Annotated in this window: 35 protein-coding genes and 1 tRNA gene; 5 read left to right on the forward strand and 31 right to left on the reverse strand. The window is 56.1% G+C overall.

Annotated elements, in window-relative coordinates; genetic code table 11:
• Nucleotides 1-43: 43 nt before the first annotated feature.
• Nucleotides 44-1,006, forward strand: a complete 963-nt coding sequence (locus tag ACAW74_RS18035; protein ID WP_370699613.1) for an AAA family ATPase — start codon at nucleotides 44-46, stop codon at nucleotides 1,004-1,006.
• Nucleotides 1,007-1,105: 99 nt separating this feature from the next.
• On the opposite strand, the gene ACAW74_RS18040 is transcribed toward ACAW74_RS18035, so the two are convergent.
• The 3 genes from ACAW74_RS18040 to purL all read right to left on the reverse strand — a co-directional run bounded on the left by ACAW74_RS18040 (nucleotide 1,106) and on the right by purL (nucleotide 4,829).
• Nucleotides 1,106-1,702: a nucleotidyltransferase family protein gene (locus ACAW74_RS18040; protein WP_370699614.1), complete on the reverse strand. Its 597-nt coding sequence runs from the start codon at nucleotides 1,700-1,702 to the stop codon at nucleotides 1,106-1,108.
• Nucleotides 1,699-2,460 carry a tRNA pseudouridine(38-40) synthase TruA gene (gene truA / locus ACAW74_RS18045; RefSeq protein WP_370699615.1) on the reverse strand — a complete coding sequence of 254 codons (762 nt, stop codon included), beginning with the start codon at nucleotides 2,458-2,460 and terminating at the stop codon, nucleotides 1,699-1,701. The genes ACAW74_RS18040 and truA overlap by 4 nt, the downstream gene beginning before the upstream one ends.
• 77 nt (nucleotides 2,461-2,537) lie before the next feature.
• On the reverse strand, nucleotides 2,538-4,829 hold the full coding sequence (gene purL, locus ACAW74_RS18050; protein ID WP_370699616.1) for a phosphoribosylformylglycinamidine synthase subunit PurL: 2,292 nt from the start codon (nucleotides 4,827-4,829) through the stop codon (nucleotides 2,538-2,540).
• A gap of 183 nt (nucleotides 4,830-5,012) precedes the next feature.
• Between purL and ACAW74_RS18055 the strand changes: the two genes are divergently transcribed.
• The 4 genes from ACAW74_RS18055 to ACAW74_RS18070 all read left to right on the forward strand — a co-directional run bounded on the left by ACAW74_RS18055 (nucleotide 5,013) and on the right by ACAW74_RS18070 (nucleotide 7,154).
• Nucleotides 5,013-5,097 (forward strand) — tRNA-Ser (locus tag ACAW74_RS18055).
• 224 nt (nucleotides 5,098-5,321) lie between these two features.
• The gene (locus ACAW74_RS18060) at nucleotides 5,322-6,521 is read left to right on the forward strand and encodes a hypothetical protein (protein ID WP_370699617.1); all 1,200 of its coding nucleotides are present in this window, start codon (nucleotides 5,322-5,324) and stop codon (nucleotides 6,519-6,521) included.
• A gap of 55 nt (nucleotides 6,522-6,576) precedes the next feature.
• A complete protein-coding gene (locus tag ACAW74_RS18065; RefSeq protein ID WP_370699618.1) occupies nucleotides 6,577-6,747 on the forward strand; it encodes a hypothetical protein in 171 nt (56 codons plus the stop codon).
• Nucleotides 6,744-7,154, forward strand: a complete 411-nt coding sequence (locus tag ACAW74_RS18070; RefSeq protein WP_370699619.1) for a type II toxin-antitoxin system VapC family toxin — start codon at nucleotides 6,744-6,746, stop codon at nucleotides 7,152-7,154. The genes ACAW74_RS18065 and ACAW74_RS18070 overlap by 4 nt, the downstream gene beginning before the upstream one ends.
• A 60-nt stretch (nucleotides 7,155-7,214) precedes the next feature.
• Here ACAW74_RS18070 and ACAW74_RS18075 read toward each other — a convergent pair whose 3' ends face one another.
• From ACAW74_RS18075 to ACAW74_RS18210, 28 genes are all read right to left on the reverse strand, one after another.
• Nucleotides 7,215-7,586, reverse strand: a complete 372-nt coding sequence (locus ACAW74_RS18075; protein WP_370699620.1) for a hypothetical protein — start codon at nucleotides 7,584-7,586, stop codon at nucleotides 7,215-7,217.
• A gap of 78 nt (nucleotides 7,587-7,664) precedes the next feature.
• On the reverse strand, nucleotides 7,665-8,162 hold the full coding sequence (locus ACAW74_RS18080; protein WP_370699621.1) for a hypothetical protein: 498 nt from the start codon (nucleotides 8,160-8,162) through the stop codon (nucleotides 7,665-7,667).
• Nucleotides 8,163-8,269: 107 nt separating this feature from the next.
• Complete coding sequence (locus tag ACAW74_RS18085; RefSeq protein ID WP_370699622.1) at nucleotides 8,270-11,041, reverse strand: DUF2793 domain-containing protein; 2,772 nt, start codon at nucleotides 11,039-11,041, stop codon at nucleotides 8,270-8,272.
• The gene (locus ACAW74_RS18090; RefSeq protein ID WP_370699623.1) at nucleotides 11,042-11,437 is read right to left on the reverse strand and encodes a hypothetical protein; all 396 of its coding nucleotides are present in this window, start codon (nucleotides 11,435-11,437) and stop codon (nucleotides 11,042-11,044) included.
• A 1-nt stretch (nucleotide 11,438) separates the two neighbouring features.
• Nucleotides 11,439-12,428 (reverse strand): LPD1 domain-containing protein, encoded by a 990-nt coding sequence (locus ACAW74_RS18095; protein WP_370699624.1) that lies wholly within the window; start codon nucleotides 12,426-12,428, stop codon nucleotides 11,439-11,441.
• 59 nt (nucleotides 12,429-12,487) lie between these two features.
• Nucleotides 12,488-13,096 carry a hypothetical protein gene (locus ACAW74_RS18100; protein WP_370699625.1) on the reverse strand — a complete coding sequence of 203 codons (609 nt, stop codon included), beginning with the start codon at nucleotides 13,094-13,096 and terminating at the stop codon, nucleotides 12,488-12,490.
• Nucleotide 13,097: 1 nt separating this feature from the next.
• Entirely contained in the window at nucleotides 13,098-13,232 is a 135-nt protein-coding gene (locus tag ACAW74_RS18105) for a hypothetical protein (protein WP_370699626.1), read from the reverse strand.
• Between the two features lie 25 nt (nucleotides 13,233-13,257).
• Entirely contained in the window at nucleotides 13,258-13,464 is a 207-nt protein-coding gene (locus ACAW74_RS18110; RefSeq protein WP_370699627.1) for a hypothetical protein, read from the reverse strand.
• A 274-nt stretch (nucleotides 13,465-13,738) separates the two neighbouring features.
• Nucleotides 13,739-15,061 carry an SGNH/GDSL hydrolase family protein gene (locus ACAW74_RS18115; RefSeq protein ID WP_370699628.1) on the reverse strand — a complete coding sequence of 441 codons (1,323 nt, stop codon included), beginning with the start codon at nucleotides 15,059-15,061 and terminating at the stop codon, nucleotides 13,739-13,741.
• 20 nt (nucleotides 15,062-15,081) lie between these two features.
• On the reverse strand, nucleotides 15,082-15,660 hold the full coding sequence (locus ACAW74_RS18120; RefSeq protein WP_370699629.1) for a hypothetical protein: 579 nt from the start codon (nucleotides 15,658-15,660) through the stop codon (nucleotides 15,082-15,084).
• Nucleotides 15,660-16,193 carry a hypothetical protein gene (locus ACAW74_RS18125; protein ID WP_370699630.1) on the reverse strand — a complete coding sequence of 178 codons (534 nt, stop codon included), beginning with the start codon at nucleotides 16,191-16,193 and terminating at the stop codon, nucleotides 15,660-15,662. The genes ACAW74_RS18120 and ACAW74_RS18125 overlap by 1 nt, the downstream gene beginning before the upstream one ends.
• A 2-nt stretch (nucleotides 16,194-16,195) precedes the next feature.
• Nucleotides 16,196-16,849, reverse strand: a complete 654-nt coding sequence (locus ACAW74_RS18130; RefSeq protein ID WP_370699631.1) for a hypothetical protein — start codon at nucleotides 16,847-16,849, stop codon at nucleotides 16,196-16,198.
• A 13-nt stretch (nucleotides 16,850-16,862) separates the two neighbouring features.
• Nucleotides 16,863-16,991 carry a hypothetical protein gene (locus tag ACAW74_RS18135; protein ID WP_370699632.1) on the reverse strand — a complete coding sequence of 43 codons (129 nt, stop codon included), beginning with the start codon at nucleotides 16,989-16,991 and terminating at the stop codon, nucleotides 16,863-16,865.
• Nucleotides 16,988-17,224, reverse strand: coding sequence for a hypothetical protein (locus ACAW74_RS18140; protein ID WP_370699633.1), 237 nt, complete (start codon nucleotides 17,222-17,224; stop codon nucleotides 16,988-16,990). The genes ACAW74_RS18135 and ACAW74_RS18140 overlap by 4 nt, the downstream gene beginning before the upstream one ends.
• Before the next feature lie 103 nt (nucleotides 17,225-17,327).
• Nucleotides 17,328-17,591, reverse strand: a complete 264-nt coding sequence (locus ACAW74_RS18145) for a hypothetical protein (protein ID WP_370699634.1) — start codon at nucleotides 17,589-17,591, stop codon at nucleotides 17,328-17,330.
• A gap of 3 nt (nucleotides 17,592-17,594) precedes the next feature.
• The gene (locus tag ACAW74_RS18150; RefSeq protein ID WP_370699635.1) at nucleotides 17,595-18,665 is read right to left on the reverse strand and encodes a hypothetical protein; all 1,071 of its coding nucleotides are present in this window, start codon (nucleotides 18,663-18,665) and stop codon (nucleotides 17,595-17,597) included.
• The gene (locus ACAW74_RS18155) at nucleotides 18,662-19,318 is read right to left on the reverse strand and encodes a phage tail tip lysozyme (protein WP_370699636.1); all 657 of its coding nucleotides are present in this window, start codon (nucleotides 19,316-19,318) and stop codon (nucleotides 18,662-18,664) included. Before ACAW74_RS18155 ends, ACAW74_RS18150 begins: the two co-directional genes overlap by 4 nt.
• A 62-nt stretch (nucleotides 19,319-19,380) precedes the next feature.
• Nucleotides 19,381-19,527 (reverse strand): hypothetical protein, encoded by a 147-nt coding sequence (locus ACAW74_RS18160; protein ID WP_370699637.1) that lies wholly within the window; start codon nucleotides 19,525-19,527, stop codon nucleotides 19,381-19,383.
• An 89-nt stretch (nucleotides 19,528-19,616) separates the two neighbouring features.
• Nucleotides 19,617-20,114, reverse strand: a complete 498-nt coding sequence (locus tag ACAW74_RS18165; RefSeq protein ID WP_370699638.1) for a transglycosylase SLT domain-containing protein — start codon at nucleotides 20,112-20,114, stop codon at nucleotides 19,617-19,619.
• A 2-nt stretch (nucleotides 20,115-20,116) separates the two neighbouring features.
• A complete protein-coding gene (locus ACAW74_RS18170) occupies nucleotides 20,117-20,269 on the reverse strand; it encodes a hypothetical protein (protein ID WP_370699639.1) in 153 nt (50 codons plus the stop codon).
• Nucleotides 20,269-20,703: a hypothetical protein gene (locus ACAW74_RS18175; protein WP_370699640.1), complete on the reverse strand. Its 435-nt coding sequence runs from the start codon at nucleotides 20,701-20,703 to the stop codon at nucleotides 20,269-20,271. The genes ACAW74_RS18170 and ACAW74_RS18175 overlap by 1 nt, the downstream gene beginning before the upstream one ends.
• A gap of 2 nt (nucleotides 20,704-20,705) precedes the next feature.
• Nucleotides 20,706-20,855, reverse strand: coding sequence for a hypothetical protein (locus ACAW74_RS18180; protein WP_370699641.1), 150 nt, complete (start codon nucleotides 20,853-20,855; stop codon nucleotides 20,706-20,708).
• Nucleotides 20,856-20,861: 6 nt separating this feature from the next.
• Nucleotides 20,862-21,359 carry a hypothetical protein gene (locus ACAW74_RS18185; protein ID WP_370699642.1) on the reverse strand — a complete coding sequence of 166 codons (498 nt, stop codon included), beginning with the start codon at nucleotides 21,357-21,359 and terminating at the stop codon, nucleotides 20,862-20,864.
• 5 nt (nucleotides 21,360-21,364) lie between these two features.
• Complete coding sequence (locus ACAW74_RS18190; protein ID WP_370699643.1) at nucleotides 21,365-21,949, reverse strand: hypothetical protein; 585 nt, start codon at nucleotides 21,947-21,949, stop codon at nucleotides 21,365-21,367.
• Nucleotides 21,950-21,956: 7 nt separating this feature from the next.
• On the reverse strand, nucleotides 21,957-22,361 hold the full coding sequence (locus ACAW74_RS18195) for a hypothetical protein (protein ID WP_370699644.1): 405 nt from the start codon (nucleotides 22,359-22,361) through the stop codon (nucleotides 21,957-21,959).
• The gene (locus ACAW74_RS18200; RefSeq protein ID WP_370699645.1) at nucleotides 22,355-22,687 is read right to left on the reverse strand and encodes a hypothetical protein; all 333 of its coding nucleotides are present in this window, start codon (nucleotides 22,685-22,687) and stop codon (nucleotides 22,355-22,357) included. Before ACAW74_RS18200 ends, ACAW74_RS18195 begins: the two co-directional genes overlap by 7 nt.
• Nucleotides 22,688-22,762: 75 nt before the next feature.
• The gene (locus tag ACAW74_RS18205) at nucleotides 22,763-23,473 is read right to left on the reverse strand and encodes a hypothetical protein (protein WP_370699646.1); all 711 of its coding nucleotides are present in this window, start codon (nucleotides 23,471-23,473) and stop codon (nucleotides 22,763-22,765) included.
• Between the two features lie 94 nt (nucleotides 23,474-23,567).
• Nucleotides 23,568-23,789: a hypothetical protein gene (locus ACAW74_RS18210; protein ID WP_370699647.1), complete on the reverse strand. Its 222-nt coding sequence runs from the start codon at nucleotides 23,787-23,789 to the stop codon at nucleotides 23,568-23,570.
• Between the last annotated feature and the right edge of the window lie 100 nt (nucleotides 23,790-23,889).

Raw genomic sequence — 23,889 nt, forward strand, 5'->3', positions numbered from 1 at the left:
CATTCATTGTCCATTACACCTTCATTCTTAAACCCAACTACTAGTGCCTTACACTTCCGACGTGGCGGCTGCTGAAGCCCTGAAAGACGCTTATAAAAAGCTTAGTACCGAAATTGGTAAGGTCGTTATCGGACAGGATGAAACCGTCCGGCTGCTGCTTACCGCTATTTTCTGTCAGGGACACTGCCTGCTGGTGGGTGTGCCGGGACTGGCCAAGACGCTGTTGATTCAGACGATAGCCAACGCCCTGCACCTCGATTTCAACCGGATTCAGTTTACGCCCGACCTGATGCCCTCGGACATTCTCGGCTCCGAAACACTCGATCAGGACCGGAACTTCAAGTTCATCAAAGGCCCCGTTTTCGCCAACATCATTCTGGCCGATGAGATCAACCGGACGCCGCCCAAAACGCAGTCGGCCCTGCTCGAAGCCATGCAGGAATACAAGGTGACCATTGCCGGGCAGAACTACCCGCTGGGCCGCCCCTTCTTCGTTCTGGCCACGCAGAACCCCATCGAGCAGGAAGGCACGTACCCACTGCCCGAAGCCCAGCTCGACCGGTTCATGTTCAACATCTACCTGGATTATCCGTCGTACCAATCGGAACTGGCGATCGTGAAGAGCACGACCACCGATGAGCGGTATCAGGTGAAGCCCATTCTGACGGGTGAAGAGATTTCGGAGTTCCAGCACTTGGTCCGGCGCGTACCTGTTGCCGACAACGTGGTGGAATACGCCGTAAAGCTGGTGCACAAAACGCGCCCCAACACCGAATTAGCTGCCCCCGATGCCAACCAGTATCTGGAATGGGGTGCAGGTCCACGAGCCTCGCAATCGCTGATTCTGGCGTCGAAATGCAACGCGCTGCTCAACGGCAAATATTCACCCGATATCGAAGATGTACGGGCCGTAGCGCTGCCCATCCTGCGTCACCGCATCGTCCGTAACTTCAAAGCCGAAGCCGAAGGCATCACCGTCGAGCAGTTGGTGAAGAAATTGATGTAAGGAAAAACAAGTTTAACGTTTGATGTTTAGCGTTTGATGTTAGCTGACGCACAAGTATTGCTGTCGCGTCAGCCAACATCAAACGCTAAACATCAAACGTTAAACTTGTTTTTCCAACGCTTCCACCTGCGCCCAGTAGTCGAGGTCGACGGCGGCGGGTTCAAAGCCGATCTGCGCCAGGTCAGCTTTGTTTTTGATGATCACCCACTTGGGCGCTTTCTCGTCGGTGAGGGCCAGCAACGCGTCGGCGTAGGTACGTCGGAACAGGGCAGGCATGTGTACCTGATCGGCGTAGCGCGTGGCCACGATGCCTTTGCCACTTTCGTCCTGCGTGGCAACGAGTTGCTGCAACAGGGCGGGCGTCAGAAACGGCTGATCGCAGGGCATGATAATGAAGGCCTCAATGTGGGGTTGCATCATAAACAGACCCACCATGCCCATCTTCACCGACGACGCAATGCCCTCGCTGTAGGTAGGGTTATCGATCAGCGTAACGCCCAGCCCATCGAGTTCGGCCGCGACGGCTTCGCGTTCATGCCCCAGCACCACCACCACCGGCCCACCTAACTGAGCAGCCAGCGCCACCTCAGCCGCCGTTCTGACGAGCGACGTGCCGTTGATACTGAGTAATTGTTTGTTGATACCCCCAAATCGTTTGGAAGAACCTGCGGCGAGTATAATGATGCCTATTGTCATGAATGTCGTTTCTCAAAAACCGATTCGGGATAGCTTACTTCGGTCAGGAATAAGCCGTTGGGTGGCGCAGCGCGGCCAGCGCGGGTGCGGTCTTCGGCCTGAATGATAGCCTCAAAGTCGGCTAGAGTCATACGCCCCTGCCCTACGTCCAGCATCGTTCCGACCAGGCAGCGCACCATGCCATACAAAAACCGGTCGGCCTTAACGTGGTAGACGAGGTGATTCCCCTGCCAGGTCCACTCGGACCGCATCAGCTTGCAATGGTAATGGTTGACCTCCGTCCTGACTTTACTAAAGCTACGAAAATTGCTGTAGCGGAGCAGCGTGGCAGCCGCTTCGTTCATTGCGTCAACATCGAGCGCTGGCCGGAAGATATACGTCTGATGCGTGTCGAACGGGCTTTTCTGTCGGCAGATATGGTACTGGTAGTAGCGCGCCGTAGCCGAAAACCGGGCGTGGTCGGTCGGGCCAACAGGGAAGATATCGTAGATGGCGATGCCATCCGGCAGCATGTTGTTGAGCGAATAAACAAGCAGGTCGATGTCGGGCAGTTCACCGTCGGTTTCGAAGTGCGCAAACTGCTGAGCAGCGTGTACACCCGCGTCGGTGCGCCCACTACCCACCACGTAAATCGGGCGGCTCAGGCGTTTCGTCAGCGTTTCTTCAAGCACCTGTTGTACACTGATGCCATTCGGCTGGTACTGCCACCCGTGAAACTCGGTGCCTTTATACGCTAACTCAATAAAATAACGCTGCATGTATTACGGGGCAAAAACAGGCTTGCCGGATATCGCCTTTGACAGCATAAACATCCGGCAAGCCTGTTTAATTAAATTTACGCCATTATCTTGCCCAGTGCGTTGTTGTACAGCGGAGCGGCTTCAGCCGAAGTCAGCACGGTCTGCCCGTTCACTACAAAATCGGCGGGGGTTACGTTACCGATCTGGCTGTAGGCGATGTGGGTACGTTCCATGAACTGCTCGAACGCTGCCTGCTGATCGGCCGCGACCGACACAACCACCCGGCTCTGACTTTCGCCGAACAGGTACGCGTCGGTGCGGTAGTCGCCGTCGGTGGTGATGGCAAAGCCCGTGTTGCCCGCCATCGCTGATTCGGCCACGGCTACAAACAGGCCACCGTCGGAGATGTCGTGGGCCGAGACAACGAGCTTTTTCGTAATCAGTTGCTTCACCGTTGCCTGCACGGCCAGTTCCTGCTCGATGTCGAAGGCAGGCGCGGGTGAGGCTTTCACTTTCCGGTAGGAATACAAGTACTCCGACGAAGCGATGTCGTTCTGCGGCGAACCGACCAGGTAGATCAGGTCGCCCCCTTCCGGCCGGAAGTTGAGCGTCATGCGGTTGGTGGGCTGCTCCATCAGGCCCAGCATACCGATCGTCGGCGTTGGGAAAACGGGACCGTCGTCCGATGATTGGTTGTAAAAGCTCACGTTACCACCCGTCACCGGCGTTTCGAACCGGCGGCAGGCTTCACCCATGCCTTTTACAGCCTCTACAAAATGCCAGTACACTTCAGGTACGTAGGGGTTGCCGAAGTTCAGGTTGTTGGTCACGGCCAGCGGTTCGCCACCCGTACAAACGATATTCCGGGCGGCTTCGGCCACGGCAATCTGCGCGCCAACGTAGGGGTTGGCGTTCACGTACCGACTGTTGCAGTCGACCGTGATGACAATGGATTTATCGGTTTTGGGGATGCCCGCGCCTTTCACCCGCACCACGGCCGCGTCAGACGGGGCGTTGGTCGTGCGGTTGCTGGTACCCACCATCGAGTCGTACTGCTGATACACCCATTGCCGCGAGCAGATATTCGGGTGGCTGAGCAGGTGAGTGGCCACCGCCGACAGTTCACTGGCGGGTACATCGGGCACCGTAGCGATCTGAAACTTCTTGAAGTCGTTGATGTAGGCGGGCTCTTTGTAGTCGCGGCGGTATTGGGGCGCACCGCCACCTAGCACCAAATCATGCGCAGGTACGTCGGCGACCAGTTGACCGTAGCGGTAGAAGTGCAGCCGACCAATCCCATCGGCAGCCGGGGGCGTCACCTCGCCAATCTGAGCGCAGTGCAGATCCCACTTGTCGAAGATGCCCTGAATGATGCCTTCTTTTCCTTTTTCGATCACGACCAGCATCCGCTCCTGCGATTCCGACAGCAGAATCTCGAACGGCGCCATGTTGGCTTGCCGCGTCGGTACTTTGTCGAGGTCGATGATCATGCCATGTTCGCCTTTGGCACTCATCTCTGATGTCGAGCAGATAATGCCCGCCGCGCCCATGTCCTGAATACCGATAACGTAGCCCGTCGCGATGATTTCGAGCGTGGCTTCGAGCAGCAGCTTCTCCATGAAAGGGTCACCCACCTGCACGGCAGGCAGCTTATCCGTCGAGGCGGCGGTGATATCTTCCGAGGCGAACGTAGCGCCGTGGATGCCATCTTTACCCGTGGCCGACCCGACGATGAAGACCGGGTTGCCAACGCCATACGACGTTGCTTTCGCGACCTTACCTACTTCGACGATCCCCGCCGAGAACGCATTGACGAGCGGGTTGGTGTTGTAGCATTCATCGAAATAGATCTCGCCGCCCACCGTCGGGATTCCGAAGGCATTGCCGTAGTCGCCGATGCCTTTCACCACGCCGCGCAACAGCCGACGCGTTTTGGGCAGGTTGAGGTCGCCAAAACGGAGCGAGTTGAGTTGGGCAATTGGGCGGGCGCCCATCGTAAAAATGTCGCGGTTGATCCCACCGACACCCGTGGCCGCGCCCTGATAGGGTTCAAGCGCCGAGGGGTGGTTGTGCGATTCGATCTTGAACGAGCACGCCAGGCCATCGCCGATATCGACCAGACCTGCGTTTTCTTCGCCTGCCTTGGCCAGCATGCGTTCCGAGTCGCGGGGCAGGGTCTTCAGCCACACGATGGAGTTTTTATACGAACAGTGTTCCGACCACATCACCGAGAAAATGCTGAGTTCGGTGAAATTGGGCTGGCGACCGAGGATGGCAATGATCCGCTCGAACTCATCGGGCAGCACACCCAGTTTACGGGCGGTTTCGACAGTTGGCAGGGGATCGAGGTTGATCTGCGGTTGTTCTGTGGCGTTCACGTGGGGCAAAAATTGAGATGAGAGAGCGATTACACGGCGACTGATGAGTCGTTCGTTATCAAGATTTTACGGTGACTGACCACCGGCTTGACGCCGCAAAAATAGCCTTTTTTAGCCGTTCGGGGGCATTTTTTTCGGCGTAGTGCTTGACAAACGACCAGATTTCGCCTACTTTTGCATCATCATTCACCCAGAGAGATGGCAGAGTGGTCGATTGCGGCGGTCTTGAAAACCGCTGACTGTAACAGGTCCGGGGGTTCGAATCCCTCTCTCTCTGCACCATACTTGTAATTCAGCCCGCCCGCCTACCTGGTGGGCTTTTTTTTTGCCCATGTGGGCAAACTAGCCCGTACAGGCTGAAAACTTCTGCCTACGCCACCACCTACCGTCTAATAAATTGCCCACACCTAGGCTACGTGGTCTGCTTACGTCCTTTCGAATAAGTTGATACACGGTTACTTATCATTAAAGCGATAGGTACCAAACCATGATCAAAAGCACATGAACGTTCGATTTATCGCACGTACCAGCCAAATCCACAAAACCCGCTGCACCATCCAGGCGCGAATTTCAGTAAACGGCGTCCGGGGCGGTGCCTTCTCCACCGGCATCGAGTTAAACAAAGCCGATTGGAACGCCCGGCTTCAGCAAGTCAAAGGCCGCAGCACGTCGGCGCAAACCGACAACCAGCGGATCGAATGGATCCGGGCCAAACTGTTTTCTATCTACCACCATTTTGAAGCCAAAGGACGCGCCGTCACGGCCGACATGATCAAAGAAACCTACACCGGTAAACGCCGCTTAGAATACACGCTGGCGCAACTGGTGGAACGGTTTCTCGATCACAAAAAGCGAAGCATTGGCCAGCCCGGCGGCATTACCAAAACATCGTACGAAGCCTACCAGGATCGACTAGGCAACCTGACCACGTACCTGGAAACGATTGGAAAGACCAACACCCTGTTGGCCGATGCCACCAGCGCCGCGTTTGCCGTCGAGTGGCAGGCGCACTTGCTCAAAACCTACAAGGTGAACTACGTAGCTAAGCACTTCGATCTACTGAAGCAGGTACTTGATTACGGGGTGATGATGGAACTGATCATGGCCAACCGGCTGCACGGCTGGAAACCCAAACGCGAAAAGCCAGGCAAGCCGATCTATCTAACTCAGGCCGAAATCGAGCAGCTGGCCGGCAATGACCTGAACAGCAAACCGGAGCTACTTGTCTATCGTGAGCGGATGATCCGGGCGCGGGATCTGTTTCTATTCATGTGTGCCACTGGTATGCACTACGCCGAAATGAAAAAGCTAACCGACGCAGACATTTACACCTTAGACGGTCAGCGGTTTTTCATTCAGGATCGACAGAAAACGGGTAAGGAGCTAATTGTTCCCGTCACTAGCCTGGCTGACCGATTGCTCACTAAATACGGGTGCCTGGCCAATATGCCACGTATGGCTAACGCTAAACTCAACCTAACCTTAAAGCTGGTAATGATAGCGGCCGACGTGAAAACGCACCTTACCTGCAAGGTGGGCCGCAAGTCGTTCACCGACTATTTTCTAAATGAACGGAAGTGGAGCAAAGACCAGGTACGTAAAATGCTCGGGTTAAGTAGCACCCGGTTTCTCGATCACTACGGCGATATTGACCACCGGGCGCTGCGCCTGGTGGAACCGGCCGATCTAATCGAAGCATAAATTTGTTATATTTATGGCCTACTAGAACTACTAAGTGGCTGTAAACCGACACGCCATGAAAACGACAACCAAGCCCCATTCAGGGGCCAAATCGACGCCCAAAAGTCAGGGCAAAAGTTTACTCCAGCGCGTCGAGCAAGCCAATAGCAAGCTGTCACCGAAAGACCAGCAAGCCCGATCGGCAGAAGTTGGCCGGCTGCTGGAGCCCCATGAACGCCGTAAATGACGTACCTACTGGACACTAACGTTTTGCTGTTTCTGTACAGTGAAGAAGCCCACCAGCTGAGCGCCGCTCAACGGGCAATTCTAAGCGATCCTGCCCATTCCTTTCTGTTGTCTGAAGCTAGTTTGTTTGAACTGGCTATCAAGATCCGACAGGACCGGGCCGACTTTCGGCACGTTAGTATGAAGCGGCTGAGTGACTTCCGTACGGGTGTAGGCATTAAGCTACTCCAGACGGTGGCGGCTCATTACAGCGCCATACCTGACGTGCAGAAGGTCACGCACAACAGCAAGACCCACGGTGACCCGTTCGATCTGTTGATATTGGCTCAGGCTCAGTTTGAGCAACTGCCTATTTTGTCGACCGATAAAGCGTTTCCTAAGTATAGCAACGTAACGGTTATCAGTTAAACAAAAGCCCGGTCGACGTCGACCGGGCTTTTGCTATTTCTTAAAGCAGTCACTGGCAATTTATGGAAATTGCCAGGTATATTCTGAGCAACTGGTTATAGCGGCCGTTGTCTCACGCTCGGTAGCATAGAGAACGTACCCACTCACTTGTTTGGCATAAAGTTTATAAGGACCGACATTAGCTTTTGCCTGGCTAGTAACCGTTTTAGCAGACACGCGCCCCCAAAACACGTTATTGATGTATACATCGTACGGGTTATTGGAGTTATTCGAGAAGCGAAACCAACCGAAACTATCACGCTTGCAAGGTTCGGTAGTGGTGTTGACGGGATTGCCACCCGAGCCAGTGGACACCGGGTCGACGGCTTGTTTTTTACAGCCAGTTACCAACATAACCAGGCTAAATACTGCTGTGTAGTATAGAAACTTCATATTTGTGGATGGAAATATGTTCCAGCCGCAAGTATACTATTCATCTTGATTGGTTGGGCAATGTTTAGTATACGGTCCCTACTTTACAAAGGACTTCAGGGCAATAGCCAACGCAGCCCCCACCAGCCCACCTTTAGCCCGCTCCCACCAGGCCCGGCGGCGAATGACCTTTAGATCGTCGGTTAAGTTGCTCAACAGCCCCTGCACGCCATTGGCATGGTTAGCGGCCTTCCGGATAACTTGTTGAGCGGCCTTCAGCTCCTTACCCTGACGGCGCAAACTGTCCTGCTGCTGTTGCAGATACCGCGTGGTCAGATCTGCCAGCTGCTGCCGGCCGTGCTCGGATAGTTGGGCTTGCTGGCCCAGCACGTCGATGAGTTCGTCTATGTCATCGAGGTTAATACTAAGTAGGGTTTGCCGGGCCAATTCGAGTTTAGCCAGGTCATAACGGGCGATCGTTACACTGTCGGCCGAACGTACCTGACGGATGGGAATAGGCCGCAATGTATCGCCTGAATCGGCCAACGACGGGATGGCCAGCAACAGAAGCCAAACGAAATATAATTTGGTTGCCATGGTGAAAAATGGGGTGAATGGTCGACGATATCTGCCGGATCCGGCCCGGGCCCCGGGCGTATACCCGGGGCCGACCACTGCCGGCACAGAATAGTATTTGGTTTTGCCTAATCGACGCGAATAGTCAGGGTGCCCACATTCAGCGTTACGCTGGCCCCTGTGTCATTACGGACATAGACAGTAACAGTATTCGCGGCCGTCACTTCGCCCCACAATCGGCACCCCTGCAACGGATTGTTAAAGGTGACTTCGACGAACTGGCCAACCGTTGCGCCGGCTACGGTGACCGTTGTATTTACGACTGAGGCTGTGGCCAGCGTACCAGGTGTGTAACTCGCCGTGGTCGTCAGGTAGGCAGCTGCTACCGGCACGAATGCCGATCCGTTACAGACATAGCGGGTAGGCTGGCCATGCCCTGTTGTTCGCACGTCGACGTACGCGCCCTTAACTAACTTGAACTGACCGGCGATGTTGTTCAGACGGGCTAAGGGTATATCAGGCAGTTTGAATTTGTTTACCCCCAAAAAGGTAATGTTGCCCCGGCTGTCCAGCGTCGGAAATATCGTATTGTCTTCAATGGTCAGGCTGGCCAGCACAAACGGTTGCGTCTGTGATCCCCAGCTAAAGCCGTTGACCATGCGGGTGGGAAACGTGCCGCTCGGAATATTGAACTCAAAGTTGTTGCGGGCAACCGTCAGGTTTCGCCACCCCGTCCCCACCACGTAGACGTTGTTAGCCAAGCCGAAACTAGGATTCTGGACCGGGTTTCCTTTCCGCAGATCAAGCCGCTGGCTATAAACCGGATCGGCGTGATAGGTTCTCAAAAAGCTGTCTTCAGCGATTGTATTATGATCGCCAAACCGAGCCCAGATCAGGTCATTAGGAATTGTAAAATTCCAGCTGCTACCCGTCCAGGTCGCTAACCGGTTTTCCTGGCCGGCCCAGGCTCCAGTAGCCGCCAGCTCACCCACGATGTACACGTCATCGATCGCGTTACTGCCCGGCGGTACGTTGGCTACTCCTTTAATGGGCTTCAGGGTATAATCTATGCCGTTGGCCGCGTAGGTGAGCACCTGGTACCGACTATCCGCCGGCGTATTGTTGTAGAGTTCAATAAACGAGTAATTGTTGCTAGTGATCAGCGCCGGCCCGCGAATCTCAAACAGATTGTCGACGAAACGCGCATTTTCACAGGCACCGATATAAGCCAGCTTAGGCAAGCCAACCGCCGCTGCATTGTCATCGTAAACAGTAACCTTGTTGCCCGAAACGTCAAAGTTGCGGCAATAAAACTCCTGCATAAAGCTGGAGGCCAGGCCCACGGTTTGCCGGTAGGCTACAATGTTGTCAGCGATCTTGAAGTCAGAGCAACAAAACGACATTACGACACTGGCCGACAACTGCCCGTAGACCGTTACCCGATTACGAACGAACTGCCAACCCGATGATGCATTGATTTTCAGAGCAAAGCCAGCGCCACCGACCGGAGCGATCGAGTTATCAGCGTAGTATTTGCCAATGATAAACGTGTTGTCGGAATAGACGCAGTTATTGCCGGCCGTGCCGCTCAACGTGTTAAAAATGGCCATGTAATCGCCAATGGTGCTGCCCGAATAGCCTCGGGAATCATCCAGGCCCGCCGCCATTTCGACGTGGTTGTTGGTGAACTTGGTGTTAATCCAGGTCGCCTCGATCGAGCCTTTCTGTTGTATGATGGTGTTGCCCGATATAGAACTATCCACAACAAACAGGGTGAACGTCCGGGCCACAGCATCCAGGAATACATTCGAGTTGATGGTTGCGTAACGGATAGCCCCGTATCGTTGCTGGTCCCGGGTGTAGGCCGGATTTGATACGTCATTGGGGTAGCCTTCAAATGAACGCCGGCCGCAATCCCCAAAGAAATTATTACTCACATTCAGGTACCAGATCCCGCCGTGCGTGGTCAGGGCGTTACCACCGCCCGGGTAAACCGCGTTCCCGATCGTACCGCCATAGTCGGCGTTGGCGCTGGTATGGGTATGGTGCGAATAGCCGAAGTAGTTGTTGGTAATCGTAATATTCTTGCTCAGGTTGCCGGGTTCGGCCGCTGAGCCACCGCGTACAATCAGGTGCGCGTAGTTGTTCTCAAACCGGCAATTATTGATGGTCACCCGTTCCGCCTGGTACCAGACGTCGACGGCATCTGAATACGCATTCACAAACGAAACCCCGTCAATCAGCACGTCGGTAACGGGCTGAATGGTACTGACCGACTGCCGCACTTCTATCAGATTGCAGCCCGGTATAGTGGCTTTACCGGTCGTTACGCCGTTGAGCGTCATTGGCTGCGCTTCGTCTTTTGCCTTGTCGTACAGCCCCTGCACGGTGCCACCCCGTAAGGCTGTGTTGCTCTGCATCCGAAGGAGTACCAGGTTCACAGCCGTGGTATTGAGCTTCAGGGTGCACTTAGCATCCAGTTCAATCACCACCCCGACCGGCACGGCTACCGTGTTCAAAAACAGGTAAATTCCGCCGGGTACCACCACTTTTTTGTTCAGGATCTGCGCCACGTTGACCGCCGCCTGCATTGCCGCTGTATTGTCGGCCGCAGCCGTCGACAGACCAAATTTGACCGGATCAATAAACGTCTCCGGCAGACGTACCCAATACCCGCCACCCAGCGCCGGAAAGACGTTCCCGTTGTCGACAGTAAAGCCCGTCGATGCGTAGGTGAACAGCCCACCCCGTTGGGTGTCCTTGACCAGTACCGACAACGAATCATTGCGTTTGAAGGTACTCAGGGACGCTACCGTTGGCAGATCCTGGATGGTCGTATCATTAAACTTTACCGTCGTTTGTTCCCCGGTAACAGGGTTTGTAATTGTCTGCCAGCCCATCTATTTGACCTGTTTTTGTGCGTTGCGAATGGTTGTTTTCTGACTCTCGTACCTGGTACGCAGCTGCTGTTCCCGCACGTCGAGCGCGGCTTTTTTGGTGAGCAAATCGTCCTGGAGTAGCCGCAGGGTGTCGACCAGGCTTTTGTTCTGCTGCAGCAACCCGCTGTTCAGGCTTGTGGCCCGGTCGAGCCGTTTCAGGCCCGCGTCGACGTCAGCCCGCATCCGAGCGGTTTCGTCGACGGCCTGTTTGACGTTTTCCAAGCTCTCATCTACTGCGGCCGCTGTCATCGATGGCCGGATAAACTCAGTAAAGGCCACATAAACCAGCAGGCCAACCAGGGCAATGGTGCCCATGTTGGCCAGCAGTTTGGCGAAAAGCGATTTCAGCTGGAGCATCTTATTTCTTGATTTCGGCGGCGATAGACTTGATCAGCAACGAAACGGCCGGCGCGATACCTTTCAGCTCAGCGGACGTCAGGTACACCGGCGCTTTTGAGTTGGCCAGCGCTTCATACTTCGATTGGTGCAGGAAATCGTTATCGATTCCCTTTTCACTCATCCGTAGGCCAATCCACTGTTCAAACAGCCGAGCCCATAGCTCGTTATGCCGCAGCCAGTACGAATCGTATTCCCCCTTGCTGCCCAGGTACTCGCGCAGCTTCTTATAGCTACCCGTTTGCTGGTAGGCCTTCAGCACGTTGATCATTTGCCAGCGCAGGCTACCGTTTTTCCAGGGGTTGTTCTCGATCAGGGCCGTAAAGCGACCACCCGACAGCGCCATTGCCTTCGTGTTTTGATCGATGTACGCACCAAAGAAATAGTCGAGGGCGTGGCCGTACTCGTGAGCCAGGGAGCCGACGCCGCCGGTATACGAAAACCGTTTGGTTTTGGCCGTTTTGACCACCTGCCCGGTAAACGGATCCGTGAGGTGGCGTTTGTACCTGGTCAGGTTGATCATGTACGTACCTGGTTCAAAGTGAGCCAGCGCCCGGCCCATGCCGCGGGCACCAAAGGCAATGCCTATGATCCGGTCCAGACCAATGTTCGTCCAGCCCACTATTTTGGCGAAGTCATCGAGCGCCACCACCAGCGCGGCCAGGTAGTTGTAGGCGTCTTCGTTGGTCACCCAGCGGCCGAACTCAATACCCTTGAGTTTGTAGCGTTCGAGCGCCGCGTTTATGTCGGCCGGTGTAATTTCCCGGTTGGTCCTGGAAAAGCCCTTGTAGAGCGGCACAAAGCCGTTTTGCTTGTAATATTTATCCAGCCGGCTACCGATCGAAACCCGCGTATCGGTGTCGACGGCAAATTTGGCTGAGTTGTAAGACGGCGTAAAGCCCAGCCGCTGTTCGGCCGGATTAAGCTTGGCGATTGGTGTTCTCCGTTTCATAGCGTTAGAAAAAAGCCCCGGCCACGTCGACGTGGCCGGGGCTTATCTGGTTGGGTTTGTTAGGCCACCTTCCCTTTGACCTGTATTTGCGTGATACGGCTCCAGGTACCGTCCTGACTGGCTGTGATGTACACCCGCAGTTTTTGCGTGGTCACCACACTGGCCAGGTTGCTGGTCACCTGGTCCCGATCATTACCAGCCACCGTCGACACAGTTTGCCAGTCGGTGCCGTTCCAGATCTGCACCACGTAATCTTTGAGGCCGAGGTTACCACCGGCAGCACCGGTACCGGGTAGGTAGCTCCCCCCCTCTTTGCCAGCCAGTGAGGTAACGGTTACCTGACCGATCTTAACCGACGTCGGCCACTCCAGTACCACCCAATCCGGGAAGACGCTGCGGGTATTATCATTCCAGCCGCTCGACATATCCCAGTTGTAGGGCGTCGGCAGAATGTCGGAAAGAATGGTCTTCGTGGCCTTAAAGGCGGTGGGGTTTTCGTACGTCGACGACGTGGTGAGGTTGGCCAGAGGGGCAATGTTGACCATACCCGCCATGTCGTCGACCGTCACGCCCCCGTCTGTCCGGCGACGGGTCCAGAGCCCGTAACCGACTGCCAGCAGGGCCACGATCAGCAGCCCAATGAATGCGTTAGTAGGTGTCAGTTTCATCTTACTTGAATGCCTGTTTTACAGCCGTCGACCACTTCATACCAGGCTTGGCTTTATAGATCTTCTTTGCCTTGACGAGTTTGCTTTTGAACCGCTTCTGGGCGGCTTTCTGTTTGGCGCTGAGCTTTGTTGCCATGATTGTGCTTGTTTGGTTTATGTGACTACTTCTTTTTCAACTTTCGGATGGCCTGCTTTTCGGCCTGCGCCCATGACAGGCCGTACACCTTCTGTACTTTGGTTTCGCCGGTGTCGCTGGCCTTGTGGATCGATTTGGTGAGCGTGTGCAGCTTATCCAGGTACGTTCGACCCTTGGGAGTCAATTTGCGTTTCGAGGGCTTAGCGGCCGTTTTTTTGACTTTGGTTGGCATTCTTTCGATAATGGTTTAAGACGCATTTTGAAACTGGTAGCCTGTAACTCTTTCGGACGTGCGGGGATGAGCTTACCCGCTCGAGCGACGAAAAAATCACCAGGCAGATAGAAGCCTGATTTCTTCGACTTGGACCCCGGGGGTTGTGATATGTAGGACTTTACATCGTACACAAGTCCCTTTTCATCTTTCCGACTGCGGATCACAACGCCAGCCCATTCCTCCCGCGACTTGTGAGTGAAGAACACAATATCACCAGGCTTCAAAGGGGGCTTCATGTCGTCGACGTCGGTTTGATTGAGCGCCAGATCACCAGCGTACCGGCCACACCCGCCAGGCCGGCCGATACCAGCACCAGCGGCCGTCGACGGCTCCAGGCGGTCAGGCCTAGCAGCACAACGGCCACCACCAGCAGCGCCGCCGGCAGATAGCGGTCTAAACCGTCGACCACCGTAGTGGCCAGGTTGGCCAGGCCGGTGTTGTTTTCACCCACCACGGCCGGCATAGGCACGGCCGCCAGATCGGCCGGCGTGAGCACGTCGGCCCAGGCCTGCGCGTAGTGAGGGAGCCCGGCTTGGTTCAGGTGCACGTTATCCGGCCGGTCGGTGGGCAACAGTTTCTTTAGATCCGCGCCACGTCGCAGGTTGGGCAGCGTCGCAATAGCTTTTTCCTGCCCGGCGATGATGGGCACAAACTCGGGGTTACTATCTGAGTCGACGGCCACCCAAAACGTCAGATCGGCCCGCTGCGCTTTCTGGCGTATGTAATTGATCACAACACGCATACGCTCTAAAAAAGCGTCCGTCGTGATACCGTAGCCCTTATCATTGGCACCGTGGTTCATCAGCACACCCCGGAAGCCACCCGTCAACGGGCCGTATACCGACAAAGCGGCTTCGACTGGCCGGATCGGCATCCGCTGGTCGTATTTGACAAATGGATGCTCAAAGGGAATCCCCTGAATCACCTTCACGGCTCCGTCCAGGTTGGAGCCACCAAACGCACACCCCAAAAACAGTACGGGTACGTCGAGCTGCTTTACCAGCAGATCGCCCAGGTAGCCGTAGGCGTAGGGTGCACCGTGAAACGGCAGTATGTTGCTACCCACGGTCAGCGGCTTGAAGTTGCCAGGCTTGCCCAGGGCTGATTCAGCAAATGGATCCGGGGCCGGGCCGGCGTCGACGATCACCCGGTCATCGTTGGCCCCGGGGCCGGCGGTGTTGCCGTACGTGGCCACATCGGAATGCTGGCCACCCTGCGCGACACTATGGCCGTAGATAATGAACACTTCACCGACGTTCACCCGGCCAACGCTACCCGTAGCGACCGTCAGGCCGTTTTTTTTGGCCGTCAGCGTCAGTTCGTACGTGCCGCCCAGGGCAATGATGGTCCCCGAAAATTTGCCTGTCACAGCGTCGGGTTTGATTCGCTGGTTGGCGATCGTGGCCGTTTTTCCCTTCAGCGGAGTAAGCACGACCTCAATGGTGTCTGTCCCTACCGGCGCTTTGCCCACGATCGGCACAGCGGCCCGGTTGGCGTTATCACGTTGAAAGACCAGGTGCTCGTAAGGCTGGGTTATGTCGATGGTTGGCGTCATGGTTCGTCGAAAGATTGGGTTTATGAGCGTCGCCGGCGGATGAGCACCACCACGACGGCCAGGATCACCAGGCCCGCCGCCCCATACAGCAGGTAGCGGGGCAGCATTAGGGATTGGATTTCGGTATTTGTATCGTCGTAGAGCGTTTTGAGCCCTACCAAATCGTTTTGCAGTTCGGCTATTTCCGTAGCTTTCCGGGCTTCGTTGTCGGCCGTCTTGTCGAACAGACCGGCGATCAGCTGAGCGCCGGTGCCGATCAGCGTGGCCACGGTACCAATGCCGGGAATAGCGGCTCCCAGCTGCACGGCCAGGCCACCAAACCCCTTAATCGTTTGGGCGGTTTTATCGCTGACGTCGGTACCGGAAAGTTCAACCAATGCCCCCTGGATCACTGCGGCCCGGGCGGTCATGTAGTTTTTACGACGCTTCAAAAAGGCCAGCCGGTCGTAGGACGTGCTACCCGTATAGGGTAGGTTGATCTGGTCGACAATGCGACGCACCGACACACAAGCCGATGTATAGGCTTCGGTAGGATTGACCAGGTACGGGTTAAACTCGCAACTGGCCAGCCGGGCGATATAGACAGCATCGGTAGCCATTAGCGACGTCGGGTAAGCGTAATGATCAGGACAATACCGATCAGCACGATACTACCCGCGATGTAAGGCAACAGTTGATCGAGCGTCAGGCCGTTATCGGGCGTATCGTTACCAGGCAAGGTCACAACCGGGCCCGTAACCCCATTATTGATGGTGCTCGGGTTCAGAATGGTTTCGTTATCCCGAGTGTATTCAGACGGTAGCCACTTATCGTCACCGTACAGGATCGCCCCCTTCAGCGTACCGTCTGAGGCCAGCTTTTGATAAAGTGGCGACAGCAAGAAGTCAGCGTAAAGCGGCGGGTTGTTTTTGTAAAACGTCTCGTTGAGTACCCGTTCGCCCTTTTCTGCCAGGCCCGGGCGGTCTGACGATTGGGTAAGCACCAGCAACCCATTAATCAGGCGCACCCGAAAGACATAACGCTCGATGCACATTGCACCACAGTTGGTATCCCAAGGAAGGCAAACACTTGGTCCACATTTATAGGGTGAATTGACCTGGCCTACCACCTGCCCGTTCTTAAATTCTGCCATAACTACGCGATGGTTTCGAGCAGGCCGTTTACGCCCACCAGTTTTTTGATGTACGCCCGGGTGACGGCCGGCACTTCGTCGATCACGTCATCAGCGGTTGCCCCTACCGGCCGGTAGTCGTAGCTGCGGTTATAGCGGGCAACCACCTTATCCAGCCGGAGCACCCCGTTTTGGGTTTCTTCGTTGATCAGCGTAGCCAAGTAGATGGATCCGCACAGGATATTGAACTCCGGGTTCAACAACTCCGAGCGTTTGATGCTTACCCCCGTCTGGTTGTTGCAGGCCAGGCGTTGCCCCCGGCTTTTCTGCTTCAGGATGCAGTCGAGCCGGGCACCCAAAAACCGATACAAAACGGTCTTTTCGGCTTCGGTCAGCCGGCCTTTTTTCTTCTCCAGGTAGATGGCCTCTGAGGCCGTAATGTGGTCAATCTGCATCAGGCCAATGCTGCCTGTATTGGCGCTGGCGTCGCCGGCGCTTTCGATGTAGATAAAGGCGGTGATAACGGGCTCAGGTACGTTGGTGAGCCGTGCGGCCGCTTCGATGTACGGCCCGAACCGCGCCCGGATCTGTGCGACCGCCTGCGCGTTGGCCTGCGCCTGGAGTGGCGTATAATGCCCCTGCTCAGTCATTCGCTTACGGATTACTACGTTGGCCATCGTTTAAAGAGATTTATACAAACTCGTACGTGGTAGCGAGTTTGTCGTTTTTAGGTTTTTCGACCAGCAACCACCAGCCGACCAGGCCTACCACGGCCAGGGCAATGGCGATCGGCAGGCCGTATTTGTTGAGCGTTTTCATGCGTCTGATGCGTCCTTTTTCTTGATACCAAAGCGGTCAGAGCAACCCATACCTAGCAGCACTTCCGACACACCCTGACCGACCTTGTGCCAATCTTTAGATTGATACCCATCGATTGCGGTTGGCAATCCTGTGCACAGGCCAAACATGGTCGTCATGCCGTTTTTCATTACGTGGTCGCCCAACTGCTTAAGTACCCCGGCCCGAGCCGCTGACTGTCGTTTTACGGGCATGGTTAGTCGTTGTTTTTCGTTGTCAGCTGACGCACGTTCAGGGCGATTCCTGTGGCCAGGAATACCATGCTCAGAATCAGCGTTACGATTTTCCAGTTGATTGTCATGGCACTACGTTGGGGTCTTCAGAATCATCTTCCAGCACATCGATCATGGCCGCGCGGCGCTGCTTCAGCTCCAGTCGTTTACACCAGATCGAATAGCCCAGATAGATGATGTAGAGAAAAAGCCCTACGACGGTCAGGCTCTTGGCCAGCACGTCGTAGGTGAATGGCAAGATTTGCAGCAGCCAGCCCGCACAGGCCAACGCCGTCAGTTTCACGGTGTCGTGGTCAATCATCGTTTCGGCTACTGATTCCATTTCCATGTTCTAGGGCAAAAACTTCAGGTCAGCGGCGGCATCGACCAGGATAGAGCCGTTGGCGGCCGTGCCTACGGCCGGGTTGAAATTGCTGCCAGGCGTGGGCTTGTTGGAAACCACCTTGCCCATGATCTGAGCCGTGCCGGCATTGGCAAACCCGATCCAGCTGGCCGCTGAGCCCCGGGACACAAACACGTTGCTACCGATCAGCTCGAGCACTTGCCCGGCGTCCGTAAACTGGTGGATCGGCTTGGTTTCGGCTTGGTACGTAGCCGACGTCTGAGTAAGCGTCTGGCAGTTGATCAGCGTGTAGCGGCAGTCCGTCCGGGCAATGAACCCGTCACGCTCTGATACGATTTTGCAGTTGTTCCAGGTGACGTTGCAGCGTTGATCATAGGTCAGCATATTCTTTACCCGAATGTCCATGTTGGTAAAGAAGACGTACCCACGCCCGCCCGCATCGACGCGGTACGCATAGCTGGCCGCGTTGGGGCTGATAAACAAACCGTCTTCAACGTAGATCCGGGTGTTGCTGCCCCCTACTTCCACGGCGTTGGCCTGAATGCGTTTGACGCGCAGGGTCAGGATGGCACCGGCACCCGATACGATCGCGGCCTTTCCGTTCCAGTTCTGAGCTGCCGCCGGCGTCCGCAGGGCGTTCCCCTGCACCAGTACGTTGGAATCCGTGCCGGTCAACATAATCAGCGCGTTCCACTCAGACACGCCGCCGACATACGTCGACGACATAACCAGAAAGTTGGTTACCTGACAATTGACCGTTTGGCCAGCGTCGGTCATCAGTGGGCCGTTGATGGCCGAAAACAGGCTGAAGCCGTTGCCGTTGATGTTGACCTGGTTACGAAGGACAATGTACTCGTAGCAGTCACGTAGCAACATGACCGAATCGCCCGGATAGGCTAGGCCCAGGGCTTCAGAAACCGTCATGTGAAAGGTGACCAACCCGCCCGGGCGGTTGAGCTGACAGGCAAACGATTGCGCGGCCGGCACCCCATAGGCCCGGTGCGTTTGGCCGGTGATTTCGTTTCGAAGATTGAAAATCTGATAGCGTAATTCGTTCATGGCAAAGCGGCTTTTAGAGAAATCTTTTTGGTGGTCAGCGTCACGATCAGGATCACCAGGCCCAGGCCCAGCGTCACGTAGGGCACCCAGGACCAGTCACGCGGTTGGACCGGGCGCGGCCGGGGCTCGTCGACGATCGCCGGCGGCTCGTCGGGCGTGGTCCTGACCACTTCAGGCAGCGGCGGTTTTGGCGCGTCGACGACGCCTTTTAGCAGGGCGTAGTAGAACGCCTTCACGTCGGCCACCGATACGGCCCCGTCATTGTTGCCGTACTTGGTATCAATGTTGGCGTTGTTGGCGTAGGCTTCCCGCCAGCGGGCCACGGTGCTGGTTTTTGAGTACAGCACTTCCGAATCAGGCTTACCGAGCGCGGCCGGGAAGTGCACCGCCAGGTACACATCAAACGCCGATCGCATTTTGCCTTTCCAGCTGGCCAGGTACTTCAGTACGTAGTCGAGCTGAGCCGTGGCCGTCATCGCCCGGATCGCCGCCGTGGTGGTCCCCAGGCGGCGGGCCGTCGACGGCATAAACTGGATCAGGCCCGACGCACCCCCGTTTTGGTTGTAGGCGGTCGGCTTCAGGCCACTTTCTACCCACATCGTAGCCATAAGCCAGTCTGGATCGATGGCCAGCGCCGTGCAGATCTCTTTCATTCGACGAACGAAAGCAGCACGTTCCGAGGTGGGTAGTTTTTGCTCCAGTAACATGAGTCAGCTTAGGCGTGGCCACCACAGCCGCAGGGCGTGGTAGTGGTTTTCTCCGACCGGACGCGCCGGCGGTACTGGTCGACCGTTAAAAGGGTTCCGACGAGCACCGCCAGGGCGATGGCCAGGTACAAGGTTGTTTTTCCGTTCAGTTCCATGTTGTTAGTGATGGATTGGCACTTCAGTTTGGCTTGACATTAAAATGTGTTTTTGATCAGAAATGCATTTTAATGTCAAGCCAAACGGCTTAGTGACAGTCGCAGGGGTCGAAGTCATCCGGCAGATAATTCATCAGCCAGGCCTTGACGTCGCCCACGGTGACCACCCCGTTGTGGTTCATATCGAGCGCCTTGTTCCAGGCGTAGGCCTTGCAGCCTTTGGCAAACAGCACGAAGTCAACTGGCTTGCCAATAGCGGCCGGATAGAACACGGCGAAATAGGTATCAAACAGGTTGTGCATCCGGCCACGATAGGGCGCGTAGTACTTGCGTACCCAATCCATCTGCTGAAGGCCCGTCATTACCCGGATCGCTTCAACCGTCGTGCCCAGCCCTTTGGCGGTACCAGGCATGAACTGGATCAGGCCTGAAGCGCCACTATGCTTGTTAATGGCTTTGGGGTTTAGGCTGCTTTCCTTGTGCATGACAATGAGCAGCCATTCCGGCCGGATCCCGAGCCACTGCGCCAAGTCAATAATGGCGGCCAGCAGCTGCGGACCAATCAGGTGATCGTAAGGCAGTTTCATGGTTAGATCAGTTTGGTAGCTACCCGGGCAAAGAGCACGATAGCCAGGCCGGCCACCACAAAGGCGATGGTCAGGTTAATGGTCGATGTGGTGTCGAGCTTGACGTCCACGTTTACATTCGCGTTCACGTCTCCGTTTAGTAGGTTCGAGAGCATTACTTTACGCCGGTTTTTAGCGTCCGTAGCCGGGTAACCAGCTGCGACGCCGGCCCACCGGCCAGGGAGTCGAGCCCGTAATAGGCAAAATCATTGGTGATTTCGTCGATCAGGGGGGTATCGTACGTTTGATCATACAGGTACTGCACCGCGTACAACTGGTCATTGGTCAGCTGCATAAGCCGGCCCGCCACCGCGTCCGACGTCGAGCCCGACGACAACCACCGGTCGAAGGCGTCTTTCGCTTCCCGGGCCAGCGCCGCCGCCTGAAGCTGCGTGAACGTACCCAGCGTCTTTCCTTTCTCCGGCAGATCCAGCATATCGGCGCACCGAACGCCCGTTTTGATCCGGTTACGGCTGGAGAAAAACGCCAGCACATAAAGCCCGATCAGGGCCAGCACGGATCCTGTTATTGCTTTTCCAGTCAGGGTCATGGCTAGTCGTTGAAGATGTTGTTTACACAGTCGCTTTTTGCGGCCCGCTCGCCCGCTGCGGATCCAGTGCGCCACACCACCCAGCCCAGAATAACCAGCACCAGCAGACCCAACAGGGCGTATTTGAGGGGTAATTGCTTTAGTTCTGACATGGCCGGTTAGCTTGGTTGTTTGGCCGTGACGTGCTTAGGATGGATCCAGAGCGTTAGCGGCAACGTGGTTGCGTTGGCTCCCTTTCCGGCCGGGGCTACCTGAATGAAGCAGTTACCGGTTGAAAAGTAGTTGGGGTTGTAGAAGCTGCGACCGGTGAAAGTGCCAACCGCTTCACCCGTATAGCGGCTTTCGATGATGGGGGCTTTGCTGTCCGGGTTGAGCACCATTGGCGTGTAGCCGGATGAGTAGAGCGTTTGCCCGATCTGCACCGTGGTACCGTCTGCCAGGATCAGGCAAGCCGGCTCAATGGGCGGTTCAGAGCCCCCGGAGCCACTGCCCGAGCCATTGCCCGAGCTACCGCCGGCAGTGGATCCACTACCGGAGCCCGAACCAGCGCCCGGAGTGGTGTTCCCGCTGCGGCCCGCCGCCAGAGCGACTACGCCGATCAGCGAGAGCACCACCGCCAGGCCACCGACCCACCACCAGTTTAGTTTGGTGGTCATGGCGTCTACCGGTTTTTCCAGACAACCCAGCCCACCAGCGCCACAGCGACTACCGCTGCAATGATGATAATGGGCGTTTTGTACTGGCTGAAGAAACCGGGTACCGTGGCGGCACCGCCACCGGTCGAGCCGCCGCCGCCGGTCGAACCACCGCCACCCGTCGAGCCGCCGCCACCGGTGTTTGCCGGCGGGGTGTAGGTCGAGTTGTTGGGGGCCACGAAATTGGGGTACGACAGGGTACGTACCAGGCCTGCGCCCGCGGCCGTCGCTGGCAGGGCGTAGCCGCCGGGGAACGAGTTAAAATAGCTCGTCAGGTTGGGAATCTTCGAGGCCAGCTCACAACCGCCGATAAACGACAGATCACAGCCCGCCAACGACCCAACCGGCCGGTTCGGATCATTGCCCACCTGCTCACCGACCAGGTAGCAGTTGCCATCGATGATCCACACGTACAGCGCGTAGCCCTGACCGTGCCAACCGATTTGCTGTTTGTGTGACCAGCCGTATTTGCTGCCCCCATCGAGGTAAACCGTACCGCCCGTTGCTTGCTGGAGCGCGGCGGCGTAAAGCGTTGTTTTTGGGATATTCATTGGTCTGTTACTTTTTCGATTTGTAGATTAATACCAGGGCCACGGCGACCAGCAGCGCGGCCCCAATACCGATTAGGATATTTCGTTGCCGGCGTTTGGTGGTCGCTTCAGCTTCGGCCTGCATAGCGGCTACGGTGGCCGCTTCATCGGCCGACAGCCCCGACAGGCTCAGGCCCGTACCGGCCGACTGTGGCGACTTCAGCGCGGAAATGATCTTGACGGCCGTATCGCCCAGCTGTGAGGCGTAGTTGACGATTTCCTGAAAGGTGACTTTCTTCTTCGTCGTACCCGTAACCTGGGTGTACTGTGTGGTCCCCTTCGAGTAGTCGGCCACGAAGGTGCTGGTGCCGACCTTTTGCACCTGAATCGGCTGATACGACCAGGTGGCCAGGCTTTTCCAATTTTCTAGCATGATGCCATGATCAGTTTACGGCACTGGTCGAGCCGGGCGCGGGCCAGGTTCGGATTCAGTACCCGTTGTAGGAGCGTGAGCGGAGCCGGATTGCCCGGAAACCGGCGTAGGAATTGAGCGATGGCCAGCCGATCGGCGGTTAGTTCGTCTTCGGTTTGGCCCGTCAGGTGGGCTTGTTCGTGCAGCAGCAGAAAGTAGCGTTGAGCGGTGTCGAGCGAAGCCCACAACTGCCTGTTGATTAACGTTAGGCCCGTATCAGCGTCGGTTTGCGCCGTGGGTACGTCGTCGACGAATTGAATGGCTGTAAGGCCCGGTGCGTACTCCATCTGCCTATAAAAAATGCGGACCAGGCACGACGGCCCGGCCCGCATTTTGACTACCTAACCCTTAACCTTTTTCTTTTAGCGAGTTGCGCCCCCTGCCAGCGCGATCGTGTCCATGCGTTCGATTGCCGCCGCACCGACCAGTGAGATTTGCGCGTCAGCGGCCAGCTTGTAGTTAGCCAGCGCCTTGCTCAGATCGATGCTGGCCCCGAAATACATGGTGATGGTCACCGTCACGCTCGGGCTGATGGTGTAATCCAGCGAATTTTGCCCGGTAATGATTTCGTCAATGTTGGGCAACAGCAGATAGTTGGTGTTCTGCGTGTTCTGGTTGTAGGCGGTGCTGGGGCGAAGGATCCGGTCAGTTTTGACGCCAAACGGATCGTCGTATACGAACTTGAAGGCATTGCCCGCCTGCGTTGGATCGGAGAACTGGACGTGCATACCACGCAGCAAGGTTGGCGTGATGGACAGGTACTTTTGCAGCGACAGGATTGATTTTCCTTCGAGTGATAACGCGCTCAAACCTGTAGCGGCGTTCTTATCGCTGAAGGTGCCATCTTTCACCAAGCCAGGTACCGTACCAGCACCAACCAGTTGATCCAGGCCAGCGAAGATCCGGGCTTGACGGACGCCGTTATCGCCGCTGACCGCCGTGGCCGTATTGATAATCTGAAACGAAAACGTGCGGCCGGCGTCATATTTTGAGCCAAAATGCACGGTTTCAGAGCCAAAATTCAGGATGGGATTTCCGATCCCTAACTTGTCAACGGTTTCGTTCGTTGTCATTGTCGTAGTATGATTGTTAGAAAAAATCGGGAAATCGCCCGACGCGATGGCCAACAGGTCATTGTCTGAAAAGGGGCCAAAAGCCTTGTATACGTTAGTCATTCTCGCCGCTCTCGTCGGCGGGGTCGGCGTCGGCCGCTGCGGCCGTTTGATCAAAGCCGATCGGTTGCTTTTTGGATGCGGCCGGCGCTGGAGCCGGTGCAGGAGCCGGGCGGTTGCGGGCGGAATGCAGCAGGGAAATGAGCACGTAGGCGATCAGCAGCCCAACCACGATACTGACGGTTAGCCCGATATTGAATTGCCCTTTTTCAATCATGTTGTTAGGTAGTTTGGGTTGACTAGAGAAACCTGAAGGATCCGGGGCGCACCGCTGACAACCCTTCGGTTTCTTTCCATTCGTGGGCTGAAAGTTGGGC

The organism is Fibrella musci (assembly GCF_041321105.1).
In the GTDB taxonomy this organism is placed as follows: domain Bacteria; phylum Bacteroidota; class Bacteroidia; order Cytophagales; family Spirosomataceae; genus Fibrella; species Fibrella musci.

Coding starts and splice junctions, on each gene's coding strand:
- ACAW74_RS18195 (WP_370699644.1), bottom strand. CDS start 22,361: ATGCTAGAAAATTGGAAAAGCCTGGCCACCTGGTCGTATCAGCCGATT.
- ACAW74_RS18200 (WP_370699645.1), bottom strand. CDS start 22,687: ATGGAGTACGCACCGGGCCTTACAGCCATTCAATTCGTCGACGACGTA.
- ACAW74_RS18140 (WP_370699633.1), bottom strand. CDS start 17,224: ATGCCCGTAAAACGACAGTCAGCGGCTCGGGCCGGGGTACTTAAGCAG.
- ACAW74_RS18060 (WP_370699617.1), top strand. CDS start 5,322: ATGAACGTTCGATTTATCGCACGTACCAGCCAAATCCACAAAACCCGC.
- ACAW74_RS18155 (WP_370699636.1), bottom strand. CDS start 19,318: ATGAAAGAGATCTGCACGGCGCTGGCCATCGATCCAGACTGGCTTATG.
- ACAW74_RS18075 (WP_370699620.1), bottom strand. CDS start 7,586: ATGAAGTTTCTATACTACACAGCAGTATTTAGCCTGGTTATGTTGGTA.
- ACAW74_RS18095 (WP_370699624.1), bottom strand. CDS start 12,428: ATGAAACGGAGAACACCAATCGCCAAGCTTAATCCGGCCGAACAGCGG.
- ACAW74_RS18180 (WP_370699641.1), bottom strand. CDS start 20,855: ATGTCAGAACTAAAGCAATTACCCCTCAAATACGCCCTGTTGGGTCTG.
- ACAW74_RS18110 (WP_370699627.1), bottom strand. CDS start 13,464: ATGCCAACCAAAGTCAAAAAAACGGCCGCTAAGCCCTCGAAACGCAAA.
- ACAW74_RS18080 (WP_370699621.1), bottom strand. CDS start 8,162: ATGGCAACCAAATTATATTTCGTTTGGCTTCTGTTGCTGGCCATCCCG.
- ACAW74_RS18090 (WP_370699623.1), bottom strand. CDS start 11,437: ATGCTCCAGCTGAAATCGCTTTTCGCCAAACTGCTGGCCAACATGGGC.
- ACAW74_RS18065 (WP_370699618.1), top strand. CDS start 6,577: ATGAAAACGACAACCAAGCCCCATTCAGGGGCCAAATCGACGCCCAAA.
- truA (WP_370699615.1), bottom strand. CDS start 2,460: ATGCAGCGTTATTTTATTGAGTTAGCGTATAAAGGCACCGAGTTTCAC.
- ACAW74_RS18170 (WP_370699639.1), bottom strand. CDS start 20,269: ATGCTCTCGAACCTACTAAACGGAGACGTGAACGCGAATGTAAACGTG.
- ACAW74_RS18190 (WP_370699643.1), bottom strand. CDS start 21,949: ATGAATATCCCAAAAACAACGCTTTACGCCGCCGCGCTCCAGCAAGCA.
- ACAW74_RS18100 (WP_370699625.1), bottom strand. CDS start 13,096: ATGAAACTGACACCTACTAACGCATTCATTGGGCTGCTGATCGTGGCC.
- ACAW74_RS18160 (WP_370699637.1), bottom strand. CDS start 19,527: ATGGAACTGAACGGAAAAACAACCTTGTACCTGGCCATCGCCCTGGCG.
- ACAW74_RS18125 (WP_370699630.1), bottom strand. CDS start 16,193: ATGGCAGAATTTAAGAACGGGCAGGTGGTAGGCCAGGTCAATTCACCC.
- ACAW74_RS18165 (WP_370699638.1), bottom strand. CDS start 20,114: ATGAAACTGCCTTACGATCACCTGATTGGTCCGCAGCTGCTGGCCGCC.
- ACAW74_RS18175 (WP_370699640.1), bottom strand. CDS start 20,703: ATGACCCTGACTGGAAAAGCAATAACAGGATCCGTGCTGGCCCTGATC.
- ACAW74_RS18185 (WP_370699642.1), bottom strand. CDS start 21,359: ATGACCACCAAACTAAACTGGTGGTGGGTCGGTGGCCTGGCGGTGGTG.
- ACAW74_RS18120 (WP_370699629.1), bottom strand. CDS start 15,660: ATGGCTACCGATGCTGTCTATATCGCCCGGCTGGCCAGTTGCGAGTTT.
- ACAW74_RS18040 (WP_370699614.1), bottom strand. CDS start 1,702: ATGACAATAGGCATCATTATACTCGCCGCAGGTTCTTCCAAACGATTT.
- ACAW74_RS18150 (WP_370699635.1), bottom strand. CDS start 18,665: ATGAACGAATTACGCTATCAGATTTTCAATCTTCGAAACGAAATCACC.
- ACAW74_RS18085 (WP_370699622.1), bottom strand. CDS start 11,041: ATGGGCTGGCAGACAATTACAAACCCTGTTACCGGGGAACAAACGACG.
- ACAW74_RS18145 (WP_370699634.1), bottom strand. CDS start 17,591: ATGGAAATGGAATCAGTAGCCGAAACGATGATTGACCACGACACCGTG.
- ACAW74_RS18105 (WP_370699626.1), bottom strand. CDS start 13,232: ATGGCAACAAAGCTCAGCGCCAAACAGAAAGCCGCCCAGAAGCGGTTC.
- ACAW74_RS18115 (WP_370699628.1), bottom strand. CDS start 15,061: ATGACGCCAACCATCGACATAACCCAGCCTTACGAGCACCTGGTCTTT.
- ACAW74_RS18210 (WP_370699647.1), bottom strand. CDS start 23,789: ATGATTGAAAAAGGGCAATTCAATATCGGGCTAACCGTCAGTATCGTG.
- ACAW74_RS18070 (WP_370699619.1), top strand. CDS start 6,744: ATGACGTACCTACTGGACACTAACGTTTTGCTGTTTCTGTACAGTGAA.
- ACAW74_RS18130 (WP_370699631.1), bottom strand. CDS start 16,849: ATGGCCAACGTAGTAATCCGTAAGCGAATGACTGAGCAGGGGCATTAT.
- ACAW74_RS18135 (WP_370699632.1), bottom strand. CDS start 16,991: ATGAAAACGCTCAACAAATACGGCCTGCCGATCGCCATTGCCCTGGCC.
- ACAW74_RS18205 (WP_370699646.1), bottom strand. CDS start 23,473: ATGACAACGAACGAAACCGTTGACAAGTTAGGGATCGGAAATCCCATC.